Source organism: Nocardioides sp. (assembly GCF_044226305.1).
GTDB lineage: Bacteria > Actinomycetota > Actinomycetes > Propionibacteriales > Nocardioidaceae > Nocardioides.
The window spans coordinates 17,260-38,506 of record NZ_JBGAHF010000020.1 but is presented as its reverse complement, the minus strand read 5'-3'; the positions used below and the strand labels follow the sequence as shown (position 1 = coordinate 38,506).

Sequence of the window (21,247 nt, the reverse complement as noted above, 5' to 3'; positions counted from 1 at the left end):
CGATGACCCTCGACGAGGACCGGCCGGCACCCGACTGGATCGGCGACGTCTCGGCCGGGGTGGACGCGTGGACCCGACGCGCCGCCCCGGCCGACCGGCCGGCCCCGCCCGACGACCCGGTCGCGCAGGGACCCGATGCCGACCCCGAGTCGGTGGCGCGCACGATCCTGCTCGACCAGCTGACAGGTCGGGCGCGCAGCCGCCGGGAGCTCAGCGACAAGCTGGCGGCCAAGAACGTGCCCGCGGAGGTGGCCACCCGGCTCCTCGACCGGTTCGAGGAGCTCGGGCTGGTCGACGACGACGCGTTCGCCCGGTCCTGGATCGCGGCTCGCGGGTCCGACGGCTCCGGCGGTGGCAAGGGCCTGGCGAAGCGGGCGCTCGCCCAGGAGCTGCGCCGCAAGGGTGTCGACGACGAGGTCGCCCGCGAGGCCCTCGACGACATCGACCCCGGGGACGAGGAGGCCGCTGCCCGCACCCTGGTCCGCAAGAAGCTGCGCACCCTGACCCGGGTCGACGACACCACGGCCACCCGGCGCCTGGTCGGCATGCTGGCCCGCAAGGGCTACGGCTCCGCGATGGCGTTCGCCGTAGTGCGAGACGAGCTGGCCCGCAGTGGACGAGAATGCCCGGGTGACGACTGAGCACGAGGTCCTGACCTGGGAGATGTTCGGCACGGCGGCGCACGAGCTCGCCCAGCAGGTGGTCGACAGCGGGTACCAGCCCGACCTGGTGCTCTCGATCGCCCGCGGTGGGCTCGGCCTCGGGATGGCGCTGGGCTACGCGCTGGACGTCAAGAACCTCTCCGCGGTCAACGTCGAGTTCTACACCGGCATCGACGAGCGGCTCGAGGTCCCGATCATGCTGCCACCGACGCCTGCCGCGGTCGACCTGGCCGGCCTGCGGGTGCTGATCGCCGACGACGTCGCCGACACCGGGAAGACGCTGGAGATCGTCCGCGAGTTCTGCGCCGGCCACGTGGCCGAGGCGCGGACCGCCGTGATCTACCAGAAGCCGCACAGCACCGTGGTGCCCGACTACACCTGGCGCCGTACCAGCCGCTGGATCGACTTCCCGTGGTCGACCGAGCCACCGCTGGTCGAGCGGGGCCGCAGGTGACCCAGGTCCACGTCGTCGTCCACGACCGCGGACGCGACCTGGCCGGTGTGGTGCACGAGGACGAGTCCTGGGCGGCGGCCGCGCGGCGCACGGTCGCGAGCCTGCACGCCGAGCCGGCGCCTGTGGACCTGTCCGGCGCGGTGAAGCAGTTCGTCGTCGACCACGACAACCGGGTGACGGTCCGGGCGATGGGTCGTGGCGACCTCCCCGACGTCACCCGCTGGCGGCAGAGCGAGCACCTGCACCGGTGGTGGGCCTCCGACGGCGAGCCGACCGCCGAGCGGGTCGCGGCCCAGTACGGCCCGAGCATCGACGGCACCACGCCCACCCGGATGTGGGTCGCCGAGGTGAACGGCCGCTCGGTCGGCTTCCTCCAGGACTACCGGATCGGCGACTACCCCGAGTACGCCGTCCTCGGCCCGGACCCCGACGCGATCGGGGTGGACTACGCCCTGTGCGAGGAGTGGAGCGGACGCGGCTTCGGCGCCCGGGTGCTGTGGGAGTGGATGCTGCGCGCCCGGCGCCGCTTCCCGGCGGCGGCGACGTTCTTCGCGGCACCCGACCACCGCAACGCCGCCTCGCTGCGGATGCTCGCCAAGGCCGGGTTCACCGAGGGCCTGTGGTTCGACGAGCCGCAGGAGGACGGATCGGTCGACACGGTGGTCGGCTGCTCGCTCGACGTCGCGCGGGTGCTGGGATGATGGCGCGATGACAGCCCACCCCTTGCGGCTCCCGGCCGGCCCCGTCGACCTCGACGACATCCCCAGCGACGCCACCCCCGGCTTCAAGGGGAACAAGAAGAAGGCCAAGGCGGCCCTGTTCGCGATGGGCGACGAGATCGCCGACCGCCAGGAGCGGCTCTTCGCCGAGGGGCGCACGACCGGGTCGCACCGCCGGGTGCTCCTGGTCCTGCAGGGCATGGACACCTCCGGCAAGGGCGGCGTGCTCAAGCACACGGTGGGTCTCGTCGACCCGCAGGGCGTGCGGATCACCTCGTTCAAGGCGCCGACCGACGAGGAGAAGAAGCACGACTTCCTGTGGCGGGTGCGCCGCGCCGCGCCGCAGCCGGGCTACATCGGCGTGTTCGACCGCTCGCACTACGAGGACGTGCTCATCGGCCGGGTCGACCACCTCGCCGAGCCCGAGGAGATCGAGCGGCGCTACGACGCGATCAACGACTTCGAGCGCGAGCTCGTCGAGGACGGCACCGTCGTGCTCAAGTGCATGCTGCACATCTCCAAGGACACCCAGAAGGAGCGCCTGATCCGCCGGCTCGACCGGCCGGACAAGCACTGGAAGTACAACCCCGGCGACCTGAACGCCCGCTCGAAGTGGGACGCCTACCGCGAGGCGTACAACGTCGCGCTCGAACGCACCCACACCGACCACGCCCCGTGGTTCGTCGTCCCGAGCGACCACAAGTGGTTCCGCAACCTCGCGGTCGGTGAGCTGCTGCTCGCCGCGCTGCGGGGGATGGACCTGCAGTGGCCCCCGGCCGACTTCGACGTCGAGGCCGAGCGGGCCAGGCTGCTCGCGGAGGACGCGAGCGCCTGACCCGCCCGTGGGGTGGGCTCAGCGAGGGCTCAGCTCACGCCGAGTAGGTGTAGAACGTGCCGCTCTGCGTCGTGGCGAACGACTTCGTGCCGGGGAGCTCGATCTTCCAGTAGTACCGGCCCCGGCGCGGCGCGGGCAGCGGGGTCGAGAAGTGGCTCTGGGCGTTGGTCCGCAGCGTCTTGTACCTCGACCACTTCTTGCCGTGCTTGCGGAAGATCGTGACCTTGCCGTGGTACTTCGGGCTCACCGTGCCGCTCAGCACGACCCGGCGGGTGCCGACGTTCTTGATCGCGAGCTTGCGCTGGACGTGGGAGATCGCGCCGGCCGAGGACGGCTCGTACTCGCTGGTGCCGCTGTAGAGGACCCGGTACGTGGCGTTGCCGACGGCCCTGACCGAGTCGTAGAGGTACGCCGACGACGAGGTCTTCACCGTCTTCCAGTGCCTCCCCGGCAGCCGGCGCTGCACGGTGAGGGTCCCGTCGTACACCTGGCTGCCGCCGGCGGAGACCTCGATCGAGAGGCTCAGCGTCTCGCCGTACACGATGGCGCCGGGCTGGCTGGCCGTGGTGCTGCTGCGGTAGATCCAGGGCTTCCCGTCGGTTCCACCGACGATCTGGGTCGCGGTCGCGGCGTGCGCGGGCGCGGTGGTGGTCAGGAGGGCGGTCGGCGCAACCAGCACGGTGGTGAGGGCGGCGGCGACGAAGTGACGAAGGCGCATCGTGGTCCTGTCGTTGGTGTCCGAGTGAGGTGGGTCCCCGAGGTCCCGAGCCCGGACTACCCGACGGCGGCGGCCGGTAAACGGACCTCGGCCGGCCGCTAGGGTGTGCCGGTGATCCCGACGGTGGCCGTGACGCGCTACGTCACCCCGCTGCGCGAGGGCGGCAGCCTGCCGGGCATCGTCGAGGCCGACGACCTGGGCACCTACGTCTGCAAGTTCCGCGGCGCGGGCCAGGGCGTCCGGGTCCTGGTCGCGGAGGTGGTGGTCGGGGAGATCGCCCGCCGGATCGGGCTGCGCACCCCCCAGCTGGTCGCGCTCGACCTGGACCCGGAGATCGCCCGCTACGAGGCCGACGAGGAGGTCCAGGACCTGCTCAACGCCAGCACCGGCCTCAACCTCGGCGTCGACTTCCTGCCCGGCGCCTTCGGGTTCGACGGCACGGTGCCGGCCGACGCGGCGTCCGGGAGCGCCCCGACGGGCGGGGGCGTCGCCGCCCGGATCCTGTGGCTGGACGCCTTCACCGCCAACGTCGACCGCTCGTGGCGCAACCCCAACCTGCTGCTGTGGCACGGCGACCTCTGGGTGATCGACCACGGCGCCGCGCTGTACTTCCACCACGCCTGGCCGGGCGGTTCGCTGCTCACGGACGGTGGTGCCGAGCGGTTCGCCGCCCAGCCGTGGAGCTTGGACGACCACGTGCTGCGCGACCACGTCGCCGGCCTCCCGGCCGTGGACGCCGAGGTGACCGCGCTGCTCGACGAACGGGCGCTGGCCGAGGTCCTCGCCGAGGTCCCGGACGCCTGGCTCGAGGCCGTCCCGGGGGCCGAGACCCCCGACGACCTGCGCGCCGCCTACGTGCGGTTCCTGACCGCGCGCCTGGCGACGCGGCACTGGCTGCCGGAGGTGGCCGTCCGGTGAGCCGCCTGTCCTACCAGTACGTCGTGCTCCGTTGCGTGCCCCGCGTGGACCGCGAGGAGTTCCTCAACGTCGGCGTCATCGTCTACTGCCAGGCCACCGACTTCCTCGAGGTCGCGTGGCGGGTGGACCGCGACCGGCTCCGGGCCCTCGACCCGATGCTCGACCTGGACCAGGTCTGCGAGGCGCTGTCGTTCGTCGAGGGCGTCTGCGCCGGCGACGAGCGGGCGGGTGCGGTGGCCGGCGAGGCGCTCGGGCTGCGCTTCGGCTTCCTCCGCGCCCCGCGCAGCACGGTCATCCAGCCCGGCCCGGTCCACGGGGGAGTGACCCTCGACCCGGCCCGCCAGCTCGACCACCTGGTGCAGACCCTGGTCGGCTGAGGCCCGCGGCGGCCGAGATGCGCGACTCGGCGATCAGGACGGGACCAGCCCGTGCTCGTGGGCGAACACGACGATCTGCACCCGGTCGCGCAGGCCGAGCTTGCGCAGGATCGCGCCGACGTGGGTCTTCACCGTCGACTCGCTGGCGAAGACCAGGCCGGCGATCTCGGTGTTCGACAGGCCGCGGGCGACCGCGGCGAACACCTCGCGCTCCTTGTCGGTGAGCCCGAGGTACGCCGTCGGGGTCGGTGCCGCGGCCCGGAACTGCCCCTCGAGCAGTGCCGACAGGTCGGCGGGCGCGAGCACCGCGTTGCCGGCGTGGACGGTGCGGATCGCGTCGCGCAGCATCGCGGGGGTGGTGCCCTTGAGGAGGAACCCGCTGGCGCCGTACCGGATCGCGGTGGCGGCCCGGTCGTCGAGGTTGAACGTGGTCAGCACCACCACCCGGACCGGCTTCCCGCGCCGGGCGGCCCGGTCGGGGAGGAAGATCTGGCGGGTCGCCTCGACGCCGTCCATCTCGGGCATCCGGACGTCCATCAGCACCACGTCGGGGGCGAGCTCGTCGACGAGCCGGACCGCCTCGGCTCCGTCGGCGGCCGCGCCGACGACCTCCATGCCCTCCTGGGCGTCCACGATGACCCGGACCCCCTCGCGGAACAGCTCCTGGTCGTCGACCAGGAGCACCGAGATCGTCATCGGGCCCGCACCGGCACCCAGGCCGTCGCGGTGAACGTCGGCGGGTCGAGGCGGCGGCGCACGTCGAGCCGCCCGCCGACCGACTCGAGCCGGCGGCGCATGCCGTCCAGGCCCTGGCCCGCGGGGCCCGGCGGCTCGGCGGGGAGGGACAGCGGCTGGGTCTCGTCGGGAGTGGTGTCGATCGCGTTCTGCACCTCGATGCGGAGGTCGCCCTGCCAGTGCCGCTCGACGCGCACCGGCTGGTCACGCGGGCCGTGCTTGATCGCGTTCGTCAGCATCTCCTGGAGCACCCGGAAGGCGACGACCTCGAGCTCCGGCGGCATCGGCTGCGGCGCGCCGACCTCGGTCGACACCACCTCGTGACCGCTGGCGCGGACCCCCTCGACCAGGCTGTCCAGGTCGACCTGGCGCGCCCGTGCCGGGGCGGACCCGGACGTGGAGGCCAGGACGTGGCGGACGTCGTCCAGCGACGTCCTGGCCGTCGTCGCGATGTTCGTCATGGTGCGCTTGAGTCCCTGGGTGTCGACGTCGTCGAGGTACTGGGCCGACTCGGCCTGGGCCAGGATCACCGCCAGGGAGTGGCCGACGACGTCGTGCACGTCGCGGGCCAGCTGGGTCTGCTCGTCGCGCAGGCGGGCGATCTCCTCGGCCTGGTCGCGCTCCGCCTCCGCCGCGACCTGGGACCGGCGCGAGCTGCGGGACCGCGCCGAGAACCGGAGCGCCAGGCCGAGCAGCCACGGCGCGGCGAGGATCGTCGCTGCCATCAGCGCGGCCGGGATCCGCCAGTCGTCGCCGGCCTGGTACCGCTGCTGCGCCAGCTCCATCACCCCGGCGACGTGGAGCGCCTCGTAGAAGACGCTGGCGTCCAGCCAGAGCACGGCGATCGCCGCCCCGAGCGGGATCGACAGCCCGCTGATCCAGACGACGACGGTGCTGCCCCAGCGGGCGCAGCCGAAGGCGACGACGGCCAGCAGCAGCTCGACCACCATCGCGTTCGTCCCGGTCAGCACCTGGACGGCCCCGACCAGCCAGGCCAGGGCGAGCGCGGCACCGGGGGCCGCCCGGGAGAGCCCGACCGCCCCCGCGACCCCCACGACGATCGCCAGCGGGCCCCACGGGTTGACCGAGTAGACGCCCCGGTCCAGCTCGACCAGGCCGACCAGGAGGACCCCGAGCCCGACGGCGGCGTCCGGGACCCACGGTCGCCAGTCGGTCATGCCGCGACCCCCACCCGTCGGCGGGTCAACACACCGGTGAGAGCGGCGATGGCCGGTCCTCCTGCCAGGTCGGTGCGGGCGTGTCGAGGCTAGGGAACCACACCGGGGTCGCCGGGGCGCGGTGCCGGGCACCGCGGACCAGCTCGTCGAGCAGGTCCGGGTAGGAGAGCCCGGCGGCGGTGAACATCCGCGGCACCTGGGAGTGCTCGGTCATCCCCGGGATCGTGTTGACCTCGTTCAGCACCGGGCCCGCGTCGGTCAGGAAGAAGTCGATCCGCGCGACGCCCGCGCAGCCGAGGGCGTCGTACGCCGTCAGCGCGGCCTGCTCGAGCGCCCGGGCATCGGCCTCGTCGAGCCGGGCGGGGACCCGGAGGTCGGCGTGCCCGCCGTACTTCGCGTCGAAGTCGAAGAGCCCGTCGACGACGATCTCGAGCGCCGGCGACGCCACGACGGTCCCGTCGGCGCGACGGAGGACCGCGACGTCGATCTCCCGGCCGGCGACCACGTCCTCGACCAGCGCCCGGCTGTCGAGGGCGAGTGCCACCTCGAGCGCCGGGAGCAGCCCGTCGGGGGCCGTGACCAGCGCGACGCCGTGGCTGGACCCGGCGGCGACCGGCTTGACCACCACGGGGTGGGTCCACCGCTCGCGGGCCGCGGTGGCCGCGGTGACCAGGTGACCGGGCGCGGTGGCGATGCCGACCGCGCCGGCGACGAGCTTGGTCGCCCACTTGTCCATCGCGAGGGCGCCCGGGCCGATGCCGGAGCCGACGTACGGCAGCCCCGCGAGCTCGCAGAGCGCAGCGAGCGCGCCGTCCTCGCCGCGTGGTCCGTGCACGACCGGGAAGACGACGTCGCAGGACCGGAGCACCTGCGCGGCCCCGGCGAGCCCGATCGGCCGCAGCGAGCGGTCCCGCCAGGTGCCGTCCCGGCCGATGGTGAGGGGCACGACCTCGTAGGTCGTCGGGTCGAGCGCCGCGGCCACCGCGGCGGCCGACGCCAGGGAGACGTCGTGCTCGCAGCTCTGCCCGCCACCGATCACGGCGACCCGGGTCCTCACGACAGGCTCCGCAGGTGCGGCACGGCCCGGACCGAGCGCCGGACCCGGGTCCCGATGCCGGTCACGACCTCGTGCTCGATGGTGCCGGCCCAGGCCGCCCACTCGGCGACGCTCGGCTCACCGGCGTCGCCGGGCCCGAAGACCGTGACGGTCTCGCCGGGGTCGACGCCGCGGTCGCCGAGGTCGACGACCAGCTGGTCCATGGACAGGAGCCCGACCACGGGGCGCCGCGCGCCGCGCACCAGCACCTCGGCACGTCCGGAGGCTGCGCGCGGCAGGCCGTCGGCGTACCCCAGCGGGACCAGGCCGAGGTGGGTCGGGCGGCTGGTCCGGTGGGCGTGGCCGTAGCCGACCGGGGTCCCGGCGCGCACCCGGCGCACCGAGACCACCGGCGCGGTGAGCGTGAGCGCCGGGCGCAGCGCGGTCGTGCGCGAGGGGTCGATGCCGACCAGCCCGGCCCCGACCCGGCTCATCGTGTGGTGGCTGCGCGGGTCGGTGAGCGTCGCGGCGGTCGCGGCGAGGTGCCGGTCCCGCGGCCGGAGCCCCACGGACCGGGCCGTCTCGAGCGCCCAGGCGAACCGGGTGCGGCCGAGGGCGTTGCAGTCGTCGGCCGGGTCGGCGGTGCACCCGAGGTGACCCATGACGCCGACCACCTCGACCTCGCCGCGCAGCTCGGCGCGGCGGGCGGTCCGGCACAGCTGCGCCCAGCTCGCCGGGTCGGCACCGTCGCGCGCCATGCCGGCGTCGACGTGCAGGTGCACGCGGGCCCGGCCGGGTGCGGCGGCGACGGCCGCCAGGTGGTCGAGGCTCGGGACCGCGACCTCGACGTCGCGCGCGACCGCGGTCGCGAAGTCGGCGTCGACCGGGTTCAGCCAGCTCAGCAGCGGTACGCCGAGGCCGGCGTCGCGCAGCGGCCACGCCTCGTCGAGCGAGGTGACGCCCAGCCGGGTGGCGCCGTGGGCGAGCGCGGTGCGGGCCACGTCGACGGTGCCGTGGCCGAACCCGTCGGCCTTGACGACCGCCATCAGCTCGCCGGTGGTGCGGGCCGCGAGGAGGCGGGTGTTGCGCGCGATCGCGTCGAGGTCGACGGCGAGCCGGGGTCCGCCGCCGGTCCGCCCGCGAGCCGTGACGAGCGCCTCGGCGCTCACGCCGCGACCGCCGCGGCGACGGGGCCGTACACCGCGTGGTCGGCGCCCGAGACGAGCGCCCAGTACCGGTCACCGTGGCTCCAGTGCCACCACTCGGTCGGGTAGTTCACCAGGCCCGCGCCGTGCAGCACCTGGGAGAGCAGGGTCCGGTGCGCGCGGGCGTCGGCACCGATGCCGTCGGCGGCGAACCAGCACCGCCCGTCGCTCTCCTCCGGAGTGGCGTCGATCGCGGTCCCGAGGTCGAGCTCGTCGTCGCAGGCGTCGACGAGGGTGAGGTCGACCGCGGCGCCGGCCACGTGCGGTGCGACGTCGACGGGGGAGACGAACCGGCTGGTCAGCCGCTCCAGCTCGCCGCGACCGATGCCGGGGTGCAGGGCACGGAGCTCGGCGGCGTACGACCCGATGATCGCCCGCTGCCGCTCGACCGACCGGTGGCCCTCGACCACGCGCAGCCGGATGCCGGGCGGCAGGCACGCGTCGGCGGCCGCCAGGCGGTCGGCCAGGCCGGCGCGCACCAGGGCGCCGGCGGGGGAGAGGTCGGCCGGCAGCCGCACCAGCGGCTCGCCGCACTCGACCACGGGCAGCGCCCGGACGCGCTCGTCGGACAGCAGGATCGTCATGTCCGGAACGCTAGGAACCCGGACCCGGCCAGCGCCTCCACCTCAGGTGCCGATCAGCTGTCCTGGCGGCTGATCCTCCTCAACCGCGAGTCGGCGCATCTTGTGCACGCAGGCGTCCAAGATGCGCCGAGTCGCGGTCAGACCGGGACCAGCTCGACCGCGCCGACGGCGTACCGGGCCAGGATCGCGCGGGCCAGCTCGGGGTGGGCGCCGAGCGGTGCGGACACCGCCACCGCTCCGGCCTCGGTCGCCAGCTCGGCGGCCCGGTCGGGCAGGAACCCGGGCGCCAGGAACAGCGAGGCGACCGCGATGTGCCGACGGCCCTCGGCGCGGAACGCCCGCACCGCCTCACCGGTCGCCGGCGGCGCCGACGACGCGAACGCAGCGGTGACCGGCAGCTTGTGCCGCGAGGCCCAGACCCGGGCCAGCCGGGCCACCGCCTGGTTCGCGAGCGGGTCGCTCGAGCCCGCCGCGGCGAGCACGAGCGCGTCGAGCTCGCGCACGCGGGCCTCGCGCAGGGCTTCACGCATCCGGACGTCGAGCACCTCGAGGAACTGGGCCTCGAGCCCGAGGATGCGGGTCGCCCGGATCGTCACGCCCTCGTGCCGGGCCTGCGCCTCCGCGATCGCGCTCGGGACGTCGACCTTGGCGTGGTAGGCCTCGGTGAGCAGGAGCGGGACGACGACGATCTCGTCGTGGCCGGCCTTCACGAGGCGGTCGACGACCGTCGAGAACGACGGCTTCGACAGCTCGAGGAAGGCCTGCTCGACGCGCAGGTCGGGGCGCATCGCCCGGACCTCGTCGACGAGGGCCTTGATGGTGGCGGCGGACCGGGGGTCACGACTTCCGTGAGCCAGGGCCACCAGAGCAGGAGCAGCCATCACACTGCCTCCTTCGTGGTGCGTGCTGTTGCGGTGGTGCGGACGCCGGCGACGCTGCCGGGTGCGCGGGTGCGGGTGCTCGTCGACCGGGTCATGAGTGGATCCCGCACTCGGTCTTGTTGGTGCCGGCCCAGCGGCCGCTGCGCGGGTCCTCGCCCGGAGCGACGCGGCGGGTGCACGGCCAGCAGCCGATGGAGGGGTAGCCGTCGTAGACGAGCGGGTTGACCAGCACGCCGCTGTCGGCGATGTAGCGCTCGACCTGCTCGTCGGTCCACCGGGCCAGCGGCGACACCTTGACCTTGCCCTTCTTGGCGTCCCAGCCGATCACCGGCGCGATCACCCGGTTGTGGGTCTCCGCGCGGCGCAGGCCGGTCGCCCAGGCGTCGTACTCGGCCAGCCCGTCGGATAGGGGCTGGACCTTGCGCAGCTTGCAGCACAGGTCCGGGTCGGTCTTGTAGAGGTCCTTGCCGTAGGTCGCGTCCTGTTGCGCCACCGTCTGCACCGGGGTGATCGTCAGCAGGTTGACCGGCAGCGTGGCGGCGACGGCGTCGCGGGTCCCGATCGTCTCCACGAAGTGGTAGCCGGTGTCGAGGAACACGACGTCGACGCCGGGCGCGACCTTCGAGGCGATGTCGGCGAGCACCGCGTCGCCCATGGAGGAGGTGACGCAGAACCGCTTGCCGAAGGTGGCGACCGCCCACTCGATGATGTCCTCGGCCGGGGCGAGCTCGAGCTCGGCGCCCCAGTGCGACACCAGCTCGCGCAGCTCCTCGGGGGAGCGGCCCTCGGTCGCGGTGCCGCGGTTGTTGCGCGCGGAGATCGTGGTGGCGGCGGTCATGACTGCGCTCCTGACGGGGCTCCCGAGGGTCGGACGAGGCCGAGCATCTTCAGCGAGAACGCCCGCAGGCAGCCCCGGCAGTCCCAGGTGCCGTGCGGCGAGGTGACCTCGCCGGACTCCGAGACGACCTCGTGCGGCCGCAGGTCCTGCTCGCCGCAGTAGGGGCAGTGGAACGGGATGCCGCGCTCGCTCATGGCGCCACCTCCAGGACCTTGTCGCCGCGGAGCAGCTCCTCGTCGGCCCGGGCGACCCAGGAGGCGAAGCTCTCGTCGGGCTCGCGGCTGGCCAGGAAGTTGGTCACCACGGCCGTCACGTAGTCGTCGAGCCCGGCGCTGGTGACCTTGTGGGCGCGCAGCTTGCGCCCGAAGTTCGCCTCCAGGCCGGTCGCGCCGCCCAGGTGCACCTGGAAGCCCTCGACCTGCGCGCCCTCGTGCATCACCAGCTGGCCCTTGAGGCCGATGTCGGCGACCTGGGTGCGCGCGCAGGCGTTGGGGCAGCCGTTGACGTTGACGGTGATCGGGACGTCGAGGTCGGGGAACCGACGCTCGAGCTCGGCGACCAGGTCGCGCGCCCGGTTCTTGGTGTCGACGATCGCCAGCTTGCAGAACTCGATGCCGGTGCAGGCCATCGTGTTCTGCCGCCAGGCCGACGGCCGGGCCGAGAGCCCGATCGCGTCGAGGTCGTCGAGCAGCGCGTCGACCACGGCCGGCTCGACGCCGATCAGCACGATCTTCTGGTACGGCGTCAGCCGGGCGCCCCGCACGGCGTACTGGTCCATCAGGTCGGCGAGCCGGACCAGGACGGTGCCCGACACGCGGCCCGCGGTCGGGGCGACCCCGACGTAGCGCAGGCCGTCGCGCTGCTCGTGCACACCGACGTGGTCGCGGTGGCCGGTCGGCGAGGGCGGGGAGGGAAGGGAGACCAGCCGTCGGCCGAGGTACTCGTTCTCCACGACCTCGCGGAACTTCTCGATGCCCCAGTCCGCGACGAGGAACTTCAGGCGGGCGCGCGAGCGCAGCCGGCGGTAGCCGTAGTCGCGGAAGACCGACGCGACGGCCTCCCAGGCGTCCGGGACCTCGTCGAGCGGGATCCACACGCCCATCTTCTGGGCGAGCATCGGGTTGGTGGACAGTCCGCCACCGACCCACAGGTCGAAGCCGGGGCCGTGCTCGGGGTGCACGGTGCCGACGAACGAGACGTCGTTGGTCTCGGGGGAGACGTCCTGGGAGGGGTGGCCGGTCAGCGCGGTCTTGAACTTCCGCGGGAAGTTCGAGAAGTCCGGGTTGCCGATGTAGCGGCGGTAGATCTCGTCGAGGGCGCTCGACCCGTCGATGATCTCGTCCTTCGCGACGCCGGCGACCGGCGAGCCGAGGAACGGCCGCGGTGAGTCGCCGCACGCCTCGATGCTGGAGAGACCGGCCGCGTCCAGGCGCTCCCAGATCGCGGGGACGTCCTCGACGCGGATCCAGTGGTACTGGATGTTCTCGCGGTCGGTGACGTCCGCGGTGTCGCGGGCGAAGTCGACCCCGATCGTGCCGAGGGCCCGGACCGTGGCGGGGGAGAGGAGCTTGCCGTCCGAGCGGACCCGCAGCATGAAGTAGCGGTCGTCGAGCTCCTCCTCGTCCAGCACCGCCGTCCTGCCGCCGTCGATGCCGGGCTTGCGCTGGGTGTAGAGGCCCATCCACCGGAACCGCCCGCGCAGGTCGGCGGGGTCGATCGAGTCGAACCCGCGCTTGGAGTAGACGTGCAGGATCCGCTCGCGCACGTGCAGCGGGTCGTCGTCCTTCTTGGACTGCTCGTTCTTGTTCAGGGGCTCGGTGTAGCCGAGCGCCCACTGCCCCTCGCCGCGCTTGGGGCGGGGGATCTCGGTGTGCTCGGCACGCCGGGCGGTGAAGCGGGGGTCAGACATGTGGGTGTGTCCCTCGACGAGAGGGGCGCGTCCGTCGACCGGCGACGTTGCCGGGAGGTCAGCGCCCGGGAGTGGGGCGGACGGTCAGGACGGCCAACACATCATGCTGCGCGTGCGTCCGAGGTCCACGTGGCGCCGGGCCACGAGGTACGCATGGGTCGCAGCGGAGATCATGTCAAGCAGTCTCAGGGAGCGGACGTCGATCCCACAAACCGGAATCTCATGATGTGAGATCTGCAGCCACGATGTGAGACGCACGGCCAGGTCGCCGCCGGGCGGACGGCTCCGGGCGGCGGCGACACTAGGCTGAACCCCATGACGGACCGGATCGATTCCCTCACCAGCAGCGCGTACCAGCAGGCCCTCGAGGTGATCGCCTCGGTCGAGCCGCGGATCGCGGAGGCCACCCGCCAGGAGCTCGCCGACCAGCGCGGCTCGCTCAAGCTCATCGCCAGCGAGAACTACGCCTCGCCGGCGGTGCTGCTGACCATGGGCACCTGGTTCAGCGACAAGTACGCCGAGGGGACGGTCGGCCACCGCTTCTACGCCGGCTGCCAGAACGTCGACACGGTCGAGGCGCTCGCCGCGGAGCACGCCCGCGAGCTGTTCGGAGCGCCCTACGCCTACGCCCAGCCGCACTCGGGCATCGACGCCAACCTGGTCGCCTACTGGGCGATCCTGGCCCACCGGGTCGAGAGCCCCGCACTGGAGAAGCTGGGTGCCAAGAACGTCAACGAGCTCTCCGCCGAGGAGTGGGAGACGCTGCGCGGCGAGCTCGGCAACCAGCGCCTGCTCGGCATGGCGCTGGACGCCGGCGGCCACCTCACGCACGGCTTCCGCCCCAACATCAGCGGCAAGATGTTCCACCAGCAGCAGTACGGCACCGACCCGGAGACCGGGCTGCTCGACTACGACGCGCTGGCCGCCAAGGCCCGCGAGTTCAAGCCGCTGATCCTGGTGGCCGGCTACTCGGCGTACCCGCGACGGGTGAACTTCGCGAAGATGCGGGAGATCGCCGACGAGGTCGGCGCCACGCTGATGGTCGACATGGCGCACTTCGCGGGCCTGGTCGCCGGCAAGGTCTTCACCGGCGACGAGGACCCGGTGCCGCACGCCCACGTCGTCACCACCACGACCCACAAGTCGCTGCGCGGCCCGCGGGGCGGCCTCGTCCTCGCGCAGGAGGAGTACGCCGCCGAGGTGGACCGCGGCTGCCCGATGGTGCTCGGCGGCCCGCTGTCGCACGTGATGGCCGCGAAGGCGGTCGCGCTGGCCGAGGCGCGCCAGCCGTCCTTCCAGGCCTACGCCCAGTCGATCGCCGACAACGCGAAGTCGCTCGCCGACGGCTTCCTCTCCCGCGGCGCGAACCTGGTCACCGGCGGCACCGACAACCACCTGGTGCTGCTCGACGTGACCTCGTTCGGCCTGACCGGCCGCCAGGCCGAGTCGGCCCTGCTCGACGCGGGCGTCGTCACGAACCGCAACTCGGTCCCGCAGGATCCGAACGGCGCCTGGTACACCTCGGGCGTCCGGCTCGGCACCCCCGCGCTGACCACCCGCGGCTTCGGCCACGACGAGTTCGACCGGGTGGCGGAGCTGATCGTCCACGTCCTGCAGAACACCGAGCCCGGCACGACCAAGGCGGGCGGACCGTCCAAGGCGTCGTACCGCCTCGGCGACGGCGTGGCCGCCAAGGTGCGCGACGCCTCGGCGGAGATGCTCGACAAGCACCCGCTCTACCCGGGGATCGACCTCGGCTGAACCTGGTCGACGCGGGCGGGCCCGGCCTCAGCCCCGGATCACCGCACGACGAGGCTTGTCGCGAGGTAGCCGTCCACAAACTGTGCCCCCAGGGTGTACGGGCCCACCGTCGTCGTGATTGTCCCGACCATGATCAGGCGCTCGTCGGGGGAGACCGCCACGTCGAGGCCGGTCGCCGAGCAGCGCAGGGGCACACGGGGGGAGTGTTCTTGTCGAAGGTGAGATCGCATCCCACGCCCGCGACCGGGCGGAAGTCACCCGCGGGAACGCCATGGTCGGAGAACAGGCGCACGTGCATCGTCGCAGGCACATCGACCCAGTCGGAGATGGTGTCCGGGGCGTAGCTGGCCGACAACGACGTGACCGTCCCGGCCCGCGCCAGCACCTGGACCAGCCCGAGGAGCGGACGATCTCCGAATGCCCCGGGAGGGCTGACGACGTCGGCGTCGTCGATGTGGTACGTCCGTGACCCGGCGCCGCTGATCGGGAGGACGGCCGCGAACTCGGGCGAGCCGTCCTGGCGGTTCTGCATCGTGACGACGCTCTGGCCGCTGCTCGCGGTCAGGATCGTGCCGTTCGCGTCGGCGCCCGCCGGCCCCGAGGGCCCCGCTGGACCGGACGGTCCCGGCAACCCGCTGGGTCCGGGCGCTCCGCTGGGGCCGGTCGCGCCCGAGGGCCCTGGGGGGCCGGAGGGTCCTGCCGCGCCCGACGGCCCCGGTGCACCCGACGGTCCGACGGGCCCGGTTGGTCCGACCGGTCCGACGGGTCCGACGGCGCCGCTCGGCCCCGCTGACCCCGGGGCACCGCTCGGTCCTGCCGGTCCGGCAGCGCCGCTCGGTCCGGCAGCGCCGGGCTCGCCCTGCTGGTTCCAGGTCAGCCGCGTCTCACGCAGCCGGCGGGGGCCATCGGTGAGGCAGGGCGCCTGGGCGGTCTCGAGGCGGATCACCCCGGTCCGCACGCTCGCGCAGACGCTGATCATCGTCGACGAGTCCCGGCTGCCGGCGGCGTAGGTGGCAGTGACAGTGCCGCTGAGGACGAGCACCGCGGCGCCGACCGTGGCGGCGCGACGGGAAGGTGTGGTCACGCGCCGACGCTAGGGACCCGCCCTCGCCCGGGCGACCGCGTCTAGACCGCGGCCGGCGCGGCCCTCGATGTGATGCCCAGCCAAGCACCCGCTCTACCCGGGGATCGACCTGTCCTAGGTCGACCGGCCGCGGGAGGTCGCGTCCAGCAGGTCGAGGCTGAACCTGGTCACGGCCGCGCGCTCCGCCGCCACCGGGGCCAGCTGGGGCGGCGGTGTCGTCTCCAGCAGGTCGAACGGGACGGCGGACAGGCCGGTGAACGCGAACAGCAAGATCGCGTGTGCGCGTCGGACGGTGTCCTCGTCGTGCCCGCAGCCGGCCGCGTAGGCCGGGACGACGACGTCCTCGATCGTCCCGAGCGCGGAGGCGGGCAGCTTGCCGATCATCGTCTCGCCCACCAGCAGCTGGGTCAGGTCGAAGCCCACCGGCAGCGGGGTGAACTGCCCGAAGTCGATGAGCGTGAACCCGTCCGGATCGTCGTCGGTGACGAGCAGGTTGCCGGGGCAGGCGTCACCGTGCGCGGCGAGGCGGGGGAGCGCCCCGACCTCGGCGGCCAGCTCCGGCAGCACGTCGAGCGCGGCGAGCAGCCGCTCGCGCAGGGTCGGGTCGAAGACGCTCAGTGCCGGGTGCTCCCAGATGTCGGACCGCAGGATCGGCTCGAGCTGCATCGTGACCCGGGTGGCGCGGTAGGTCTCCGCGCTCATCGCGAACCCGCCGACGTCGGCGACCTCCGCGACCTCCGGGCTGCTGCTGAGACGCCCCAGCAGGTGCGCTGCGCGGGCGAACCGGTCGAGCGACCAGGCCCGCCCGGCCGTCGCCACCACCTCGAGCCACAGGGCGTAGGACTCGTCGTCGACGTCGTGCACGCCGTACGCGCGGGGCATGCGGAGGCCGGCGGGCAGCCGGTCGCGGAGGTCGGAGCGGTAGACCTCGCGCTCGGTGCGCCAGGGGTAGCTCGCCGCAGCCGCCTCCCGGAACTCCTCCGGGACCATGGCGAAGACCGGCGAGCGCGTCCATGCCTGGACCTGCTTGACGAAGAACGCGAACGACCCCGTGCCGGCGTGGCCCCGCACCCACCAGCGGCCGGCCGTGGTCATCGACGGGACGTCGTAGGCCACGGGCTCGACGACCAGGGAGTCGATCCGCTCGACCGGCCCGCCCACCTGGTCGGCGACCATCGCGAGGAGGGTCCGGTCCGGCACGTCCGCGGCGCCGAGCGCGTCGCGCCCACCCATGGGGTGAGGGTACGACGATTCGGGCTCGTCCGGCCCGGGTACGCAACCGGTATGGCTGAGACTCGGGCGCCGAAGAAGAACCGCACGCACTGGCTCTACGCGGCGGTGGTCCTCGCCGTGGCCCTGGGCATCGCGGTCGGGCTGCTGTTCCCGGACTTCGCAGTGCGGCTCAAGCCGCTCGGCGACGCCTTCGTGGGGCTCATCACGATGATGATCCAGCCGGTCATCTTCTGCACGATCGTGCTCGGCGTGGGCTCGGTGGCCAGCGCGGCCCGGGTCGGCAAGGTGGGCCTGCTCGCGATCGGCTACTTCCTGGTGATGTCGACCTTCGCGCTCACCATCGGGCTGGTCGTCGGCAACATGCTGCACCCCGGTTCGGGGCTGGACCTGACCGAGGACGTCACCGCCGCCGGCGCGGCCCAGGCGGAGGAGGGCCACGGCAGCACCACGGAGTTCCTGCTCGGCATCATCCCGGACTCGCTGTTCTCCTCGCTGACCTCCGGTGACGTGCTGGAGACGCTGCTGGTCGCCCTGCTCATCGGCTTCGCGCTCCAGCAGATGGGTGCGTCCGGGCGGCCGATCCTCACCGTCGTCGAGTACGCCCAGCGGCTCGTCTTCCGGGTGCTCGCCATGGTGATGTGGGCAGCGCCCGTCGGTGCCTTCGGGGCGATCTCGGCGGTCGTGGGGGAGACCGGAGCCGACGCGCTGAAGGGCCTCGCGATGCTGATGGCCGCGTTCTACCTGACCTGTGCGCTCTTCGTCTTCGGCGTCCTCGGCGTCCTCCTGCGGGTCGTCGCCGGGATCAACATCCTGTCCCTGTTCCGCTACCTCGGCCGGGAGTTCCTGCTGATCCTCGCCACCTCCTCCTCCGAGTCCGCGCTGCCGCGCCTGATCGCGAAGATGGAGCACGCCGGCGTCGACCGGACGACGGTCGGCATCGTGGTGCCGACCGGCTACTCCTTCAACCTCGACGGCACCGCCATCTACCTGACGATGGCGACGCTGTTCATCGCCGAGGCGATGGGGGACCCGCTCTCCCTCGGCGAGCAGATCTCGCTGCTGGTGTTCATGATCATCGCCTCCAAGGGCGCCGCCGGGGTCACCGGTGCCGGGCTCGCCACGCTCGCCGGCGGCCTCCAGTCCCACCGCCCCGACCTGGTCGGCGGCGTCGGCCTGATCGTCGGCATCGACCGCTTCATGTCCGAGGCGCGGGCGCTCACCAACTTCGCCGGCAACTCGGTCGCCACGGTCCTCATCGGCCGCTGGACCGACGGCCTCGACCGGGACCGGTTCGACCGGGTGCTGGCCGGCGAGCTCCCGTTCGACGAGCAGACCATGATCGACGAGCCCGACGAGGACCGGCAGCCCGACGGGGTGCGCGAGGCCGAGCCCGTGCCCGAACCGGCCGAACGCCGCTGACCGCCTCCGGCCGAGCCGCCTCAGACCACCGGCGTCGCGCGCTCCACGACCGCCCGCAGGTCGCCACCCTCGAGCGCACCGAACGTGCCGTCGTACGACGTCCCGAGCCGTGACGCGCAGAAGAGGTCGGCGACCTCGGGCGGCGCGTAGCGGACCAGGAGCGAGCCCTGGAGGACGGCGGCCATCCGGCCGGCGAGCCGGCGCGCGCTGACCTCGAGCCGGTCCGGCTCACCCATCAGCGAGCCGAGCAGGGCGAGGGTGTCCTCGATCGCCCGGTCGAGGCGGGTGTCGCCGCCGCGGGCCCGGCCGACCTCGGTGATCCACGCGTCGAGGACCTCGGGCTCGCGGCCGAGCGCCCGCAGCACGTCGAGCGCGTTGACGTTGCCCGACCCCTCCCACACCGAGTTGAGCGGCGCCTCGCGGTAGAGCAGGGGCAGGCCGGAGTCCTCGACGTAGCCGTTGCCGCCCAGGCACTCGAGCGCCTCCGCGACGACCGTCGGGGTCCGCTTGCAGACCCAGAACTTCGACAGCGGCAGCGCGATCCGGCGCAGCGCCGCCTCGTGCGGGTCGTCGACGGCGTCGACGGCCGTCGCGAGCCGCATCGCGAGCGCGGTGGCCGCCTCGGTCTCGACCGCGAGGTCGGCGAGCACGTTCTGCATCAGCGGCTTGTCCACCAGCAGCGAGCCGAAGGCCGAGCGGTGCGCGGCGTGCCAGGTCGCCTCGTTGAGGGCCCGCCGCATCAGCGAGGTCGACCCCAGCACGCAGTCGAGGCGGGTCGCGGCGACCATCTCGATGATGGTGCGCACCCCCCGTCCCTCGTCGCCGAGGCGCTGGGCGACGGTGCCGTCGAACTCCAGCTCCGAGGACGCGTTGGAGCGGTTGCCGAGCTTGTCCTTGAGCCGGACCACGTCGAGCTGGTTGCGGCTGCCGTCGGGCAGCACCCGCGTGACGACGAAGCAGGTGAGGCCGGCGTCGGCCTGGGCGAGCACGAGGAACACGTCGTTCATCGGGGCGGAGGTGAACCACTTGTGGCCGTGCAGGGTGTACTCCCCGTCCACGGACGTCGGCCGCGCCTGCGTCACGTTCAGGCGGACGTCGGAGCCGCCCTGCTTCTCGGTCATGCCCATGCCGGCGAGGGCGCCGCGCTTGGTCGAGGCCAGCCGCACGCCGGGGTCGTAGACGGTGGAGGCGAGCAGCGGCGTCCACTCCTTCGCGATCGCCTCGTCGGCACGCAGCGCAGGGACCGCCGCGTAGGTCATCGAGATCGGGCAGCCGTGCCCGGGCTCGGTGTGCGACCAGGCCATGAAGCCGGCCGCGCGCCGCACGTGGGCGTACGGCGACCCGGCCTCCTGCTGCTCCCAGGGCCGGGCCGCGAGCCCGTGGCCCACGGCCCGCTCCATCAGCCAGTGGTAGGAGGGGTGGAAGCGCACCTCGTCGACCCGGTTGCCGAAGCGGTCGACCGGGACGAGCTCGGGGCCGTGGCGGTTCGCGAGCAGGCCGTGCTCGCGCGCCTCGGCGCTCCCGGCCTCGGCGCCGATCGGTGCCAGGTCGTCGACCACCTCGCCCGACGCGTAGCGGGTGACCGCCTCGACGAGCGCCCGGTCGCCCGTGACGGTGTTGTGACCTTCCAGTGGAGGCACCTGGTTCGTGGCTACCCGGATCTCGGAACGCATGTGACTACGTTAGATCCATGACCGGGGCCGAGGGTGTGGAGCGCCGCGACTCCGCCACCTCGCCGCTCGTCGTCTGGCTCCGGCAGGCGCGGGCGACCGTCTGGCGGCTCGTGGTCACCACGGTCGGGACCTGCCTGAGGTACCGGGTCACGGGCCTGGCCGCGGAGGCCGCGTTCTTCGCCGTGCTGTCCGTGCCACCGCTGATCTTCGCGCTCGCGGGCGCGATCGGCTTCGTCACCGACCAGTTCAGCGCCGCCCAGGTGGCCGACGTGCGCTCGGCGATCATCGACCTCTCCGAGCGCGCGCTGACCGAGAACGCGGTCAACCGGATCATCACGCCGACCATCGACGACGTGCTCCAGGGCGGCCGGTTCGACGTCATCTCGCTGGGCTTCGTGCTCGCCCTCTGGTCGGGCTCACGGGCGCTGCACGTCTTCATCGACACCATCACGATCATGCACGGGCTCGGCGGGCACCGGGGCATCGTCAAGACCCGGGCGCTGTCCTTCGCGCTCTACATCCTCGCCATGGTGACCGGCGTGGTCGCGCTGCCGCTGGTGGTCGCCGGGCCGGGCCTGGTCGCGAACTGGCTCCCGGCCCGCGCGGACTTCCTCATCCACTTCTACTGGCCCGTCGTCGTGGTCATCTCGGTCTGCTTCCTGGCGACGCTCTACCACGTCTCGGTCCCGGTGCGGACCAACTGGAGCTTCAACCTCCCAGGCGCGACGTTCTCGCTCTTCTGCTGGGTCGTGGGGTCCTACCTGCTGCGCTGGTTCCTCACCGCCACCGCGGCCGACTCCCGGTCGATCTACGGTCCGCTGGCCGCGCCGATCGCGGTCCTGCTCTGGCTCTACCTGGTCTCGCTCGCGGTGCTGGTCGGTGCTGCCGTGAACGCCGCCTTCGACGAGGTCTTCCCGCAGAAGACGACGATGCGGGCGCGCCTGGAGCTGGTGCAGCGGCTGCGCCGCCGGACGGTGCGCGAGGAGACCCCGCTGGGTGAGGGCGATCCCGAGGGATAGATTGCCGCC

The 21,247-nt window shown here is 73.2% G+C and carries 22 protein-coding genes; 9 read left to right on the top strand and 13 right to left on the bottom strand.

The genetic code is table 11. The features are described from left to right. Positions 1–2: 2 nt before the first annotated feature. From ACILQ5_RS17885 to ACILQ5_RS17870, 4 genes are read left to right on the top strand one after another with little or no spacing between them, the layout of a single operon-like run. Complete coding sequence (locus ACILQ5_RS17885; protein ID WP_395659386.1) at positions 3–641, top strand: regulatory protein RecX; 639 nt, start codon at positions 3–5, stop codon at positions 639–641. Next, a complete protein-coding gene (locus ACILQ5_RS17880; protein ID WP_395659385.1) occupies positions 631–1,116 on the top strand; it encodes a phosphoribosyltransferase in 486 nt (161 codons plus the stop codon). Before ACILQ5_RS17885 ends, ACILQ5_RS17880 begins: the two co-directional genes overlap by 11 nt. Next, entirely contained in the window at positions 1,113–1,817 is a 705-nt protein-coding gene (locus ACILQ5_RS17875) for a GNAT family N-acetyltransferase (RefSeq protein ID WP_395659384.1), read from the top strand. The genes ACILQ5_RS17880 and ACILQ5_RS17875 overlap by 4 nt, the downstream gene beginning before the upstream one ends. Before the next feature lie 7 nt (positions 1,818–1,824). Next, positions 1,825–2,670, top strand: coding sequence for a PPK2 family polyphosphate kinase (locus tag ACILQ5_RS17870; RefSeq protein ID WP_395659383.1), 846 nt, complete (start codon positions 1,825–1,827; stop codon positions 2,668–2,670). 34 nt (positions 2,671–2,704) lie between these two features. Here the strand turns inward: ACILQ5_RS17870 and ACILQ5_RS17865 are convergent, their stop codons facing one another. After that, the gene (locus tag ACILQ5_RS17865; protein WP_395659382.1) at positions 2,705–3,388 is read right to left on the bottom strand and encodes a hypothetical protein; all 684 of its coding nucleotides are present in this window, start codon (positions 3,386–3,388) and stop codon (positions 2,705–2,707) included. Between the two features lie 111 nt (positions 3,389–3,499). Between ACILQ5_RS17865 and ACILQ5_RS17860 the strand changes: the two genes are divergently transcribed. Continuing rightward, positions 3,500–4,306, top strand: a complete 807-nt coding sequence (locus ACILQ5_RS17860) for a HipA family kinase (protein WP_395659381.1) — start codon at positions 3,500–3,502, stop codon at positions 4,304–4,306. Further along, complete coding sequence (locus ACILQ5_RS17855; RefSeq protein WP_395659380.1) at positions 4,303–4,683, top strand: DUF3037 domain-containing protein; 381 nt, start codon at positions 4,303–4,305, stop codon at positions 4,681–4,683. The genes ACILQ5_RS17860 and ACILQ5_RS17855 overlap by 4 nt, the downstream gene beginning before the upstream one ends. 33 nt (positions 4,684–4,716) lie before the next feature. On the opposite strand, the gene ACILQ5_RS17850 is transcribed toward ACILQ5_RS17855, so the two are convergent. From ACILQ5_RS17850 to ACILQ5_RS17810, 9 genes are all read right to left on the bottom strand, one after another. Continuing rightward, positions 4,717–5,379 carry a response regulator gene (locus ACILQ5_RS17850; protein ID WP_395659379.1) on the bottom strand — a complete coding sequence of 221 codons (663 nt, stop codon included), beginning with the start codon at positions 5,377–5,379 and terminating at the stop codon, positions 4,717–4,719. Further along, on the bottom strand, positions 5,376–6,596 hold the full coding sequence (locus ACILQ5_RS17845) for a sensor histidine kinase (RefSeq protein WP_395659378.1): 1,221 nt from the start codon (positions 6,594–6,596) through the stop codon (positions 5,376–5,378). The genes ACILQ5_RS17850 and ACILQ5_RS17845 overlap by 4 nt, the downstream gene beginning before the upstream one ends. A gap of 25 nt (positions 6,597–6,621) precedes the next feature. Beyond that, positions 6,622–7,653: a D-alanine--D-alanine ligase gene (locus ACILQ5_RS17840; RefSeq protein ID WP_395659377.1), complete on the bottom strand. Its 1,032-nt coding sequence runs from the start codon at positions 7,651–7,653 to the stop codon at positions 6,622–6,624. Then, positions 7,650–8,801 carry an alanine racemase gene (alr, locus tag ACILQ5_RS17835; protein ID WP_395659376.1) on the bottom strand — a complete coding sequence of 384 codons (1,152 nt, stop codon included), beginning with the start codon at positions 8,799–8,801 and terminating at the stop codon, positions 7,650–7,652. The genes ACILQ5_RS17840 and alr overlap by 4 nt, the downstream gene beginning before the upstream one ends. Further along, positions 8,798–9,421 carry a M15 family metallopeptidase gene (locus ACILQ5_RS17830; protein WP_395659375.1) on the bottom strand — a complete coding sequence of 208 codons (624 nt, stop codon included), beginning with the start codon at positions 9,419–9,421 and terminating at the stop codon, positions 8,798–8,800. Before ACILQ5_RS17830 ends, alr begins: the two co-directional genes overlap by 4 nt. A 137-nt stretch (positions 9,422–9,558) precedes the next feature. Beyond that, positions 9,559–10,302 carry a sirohydrochlorin chelatase gene (locus ACILQ5_RS17825; RefSeq protein ID WP_395659374.1) on the bottom strand — a complete coding sequence of 248 codons (744 nt, stop codon included), beginning with the start codon at positions 10,300–10,302 and terminating at the stop codon, positions 9,559–9,561. A gap of 91 nt (positions 10,303–10,393) precedes the next feature. Further along, positions 10,394–11,140, bottom strand: a complete 747-nt coding sequence (locus ACILQ5_RS17820) for a phosphoadenylyl-sulfate reductase (protein ID WP_395659373.1) — start codon at positions 11,138–11,140, stop codon at positions 10,394–10,396. Beyond that, the gene (locus tag ACILQ5_RS17815; protein ID WP_395659372.1) at positions 11,137–11,334 is read right to left on the bottom strand and encodes a hypothetical protein; all 198 of its coding nucleotides are present in this window, start codon (positions 11,332–11,334) and stop codon (positions 11,137–11,139) included. The genes ACILQ5_RS17820 and ACILQ5_RS17815 overlap by 4 nt, the downstream gene beginning before the upstream one ends. Then, on the bottom strand, positions 11,331–13,049 hold the full coding sequence (locus ACILQ5_RS17810; RefSeq protein ID WP_395659371.1) for a nitrite/sulfite reductase: 1,719 nt from the start codon (positions 13,047–13,049) through the stop codon (positions 11,331–11,333). The genes ACILQ5_RS17815 and ACILQ5_RS17810 overlap by 4 nt, the downstream gene beginning before the upstream one ends. A 315-nt stretch (positions 13,050–13,364) precedes the next feature. Here ACILQ5_RS17810 and ACILQ5_RS17805 point away from each other — a divergent pair, with 315 nt between their 5' ends. Continuing rightward, on the top strand, positions 13,365–14,810 hold the full coding sequence (locus tag ACILQ5_RS17805) for a glycine hydroxymethyltransferase (RefSeq protein ID WP_395659370.1): 1,446 nt from the start codon (positions 13,365–13,367) through the stop codon (positions 14,808–14,810). Positions 14,811–14,943: 133 nt separating this feature from the next. On the opposite strand, the gene ACILQ5_RS17800 is transcribed toward ACILQ5_RS17805, so the two are convergent. After that, entirely contained in the window at positions 14,944–15,342 is a 399-nt protein-coding gene (locus ACILQ5_RS17800; RefSeq protein WP_395659369.1) for a hypothetical protein, read from the bottom strand. Between the two features lie 666 nt (positions 15,343–16,008). Further along, on the bottom strand, positions 16,009–17,127 hold the full coding sequence (locus ACILQ5_RS17795) for a phosphotransferase (RefSeq protein WP_395659368.1): 1,119 nt from the start codon (positions 17,125–17,127) through the stop codon (positions 16,009–16,011). Positions 17,128–17,178: 51 nt separating this feature from the next. Here ACILQ5_RS17795 and ACILQ5_RS17790 point away from each other — a divergent pair, with 51 nt between their 5' ends. Then, positions 17,179–18,546, top strand: coding sequence for a cation:dicarboxylate symporter family transporter (locus ACILQ5_RS17790; RefSeq protein WP_395659367.1), 1,368 nt, complete (start codon positions 17,179–17,181; stop codon positions 18,544–18,546). Between the two features lie 20 nt (positions 18,547–18,566). On the opposite strand, the gene ACILQ5_RS17785 is transcribed toward ACILQ5_RS17790, so the two are convergent. Then, positions 18,567–20,219, bottom strand: a complete 1,653-nt coding sequence (locus ACILQ5_RS17785) for an acyl-CoA dehydrogenase family protein (protein WP_395659366.1) — start codon at positions 20,217–20,219, stop codon at positions 18,567–18,569. A gap of 17 nt (positions 20,220–20,236) precedes the next feature. On the opposite strand from ACILQ5_RS17785, the gene ACILQ5_RS17780 reads away from it, so the two are divergent. Further along, positions 20,237–21,238 carry a YihY/virulence factor BrkB family protein gene (locus ACILQ5_RS17780; RefSeq protein ID WP_395659365.1) on the top strand — a complete coding sequence of 334 codons (1,002 nt, stop codon included), beginning with the start codon at positions 20,237–20,239 and terminating at the stop codon, positions 21,236–21,238. Positions 21,239–21,247 lie beyond the last annotated feature (9 nt).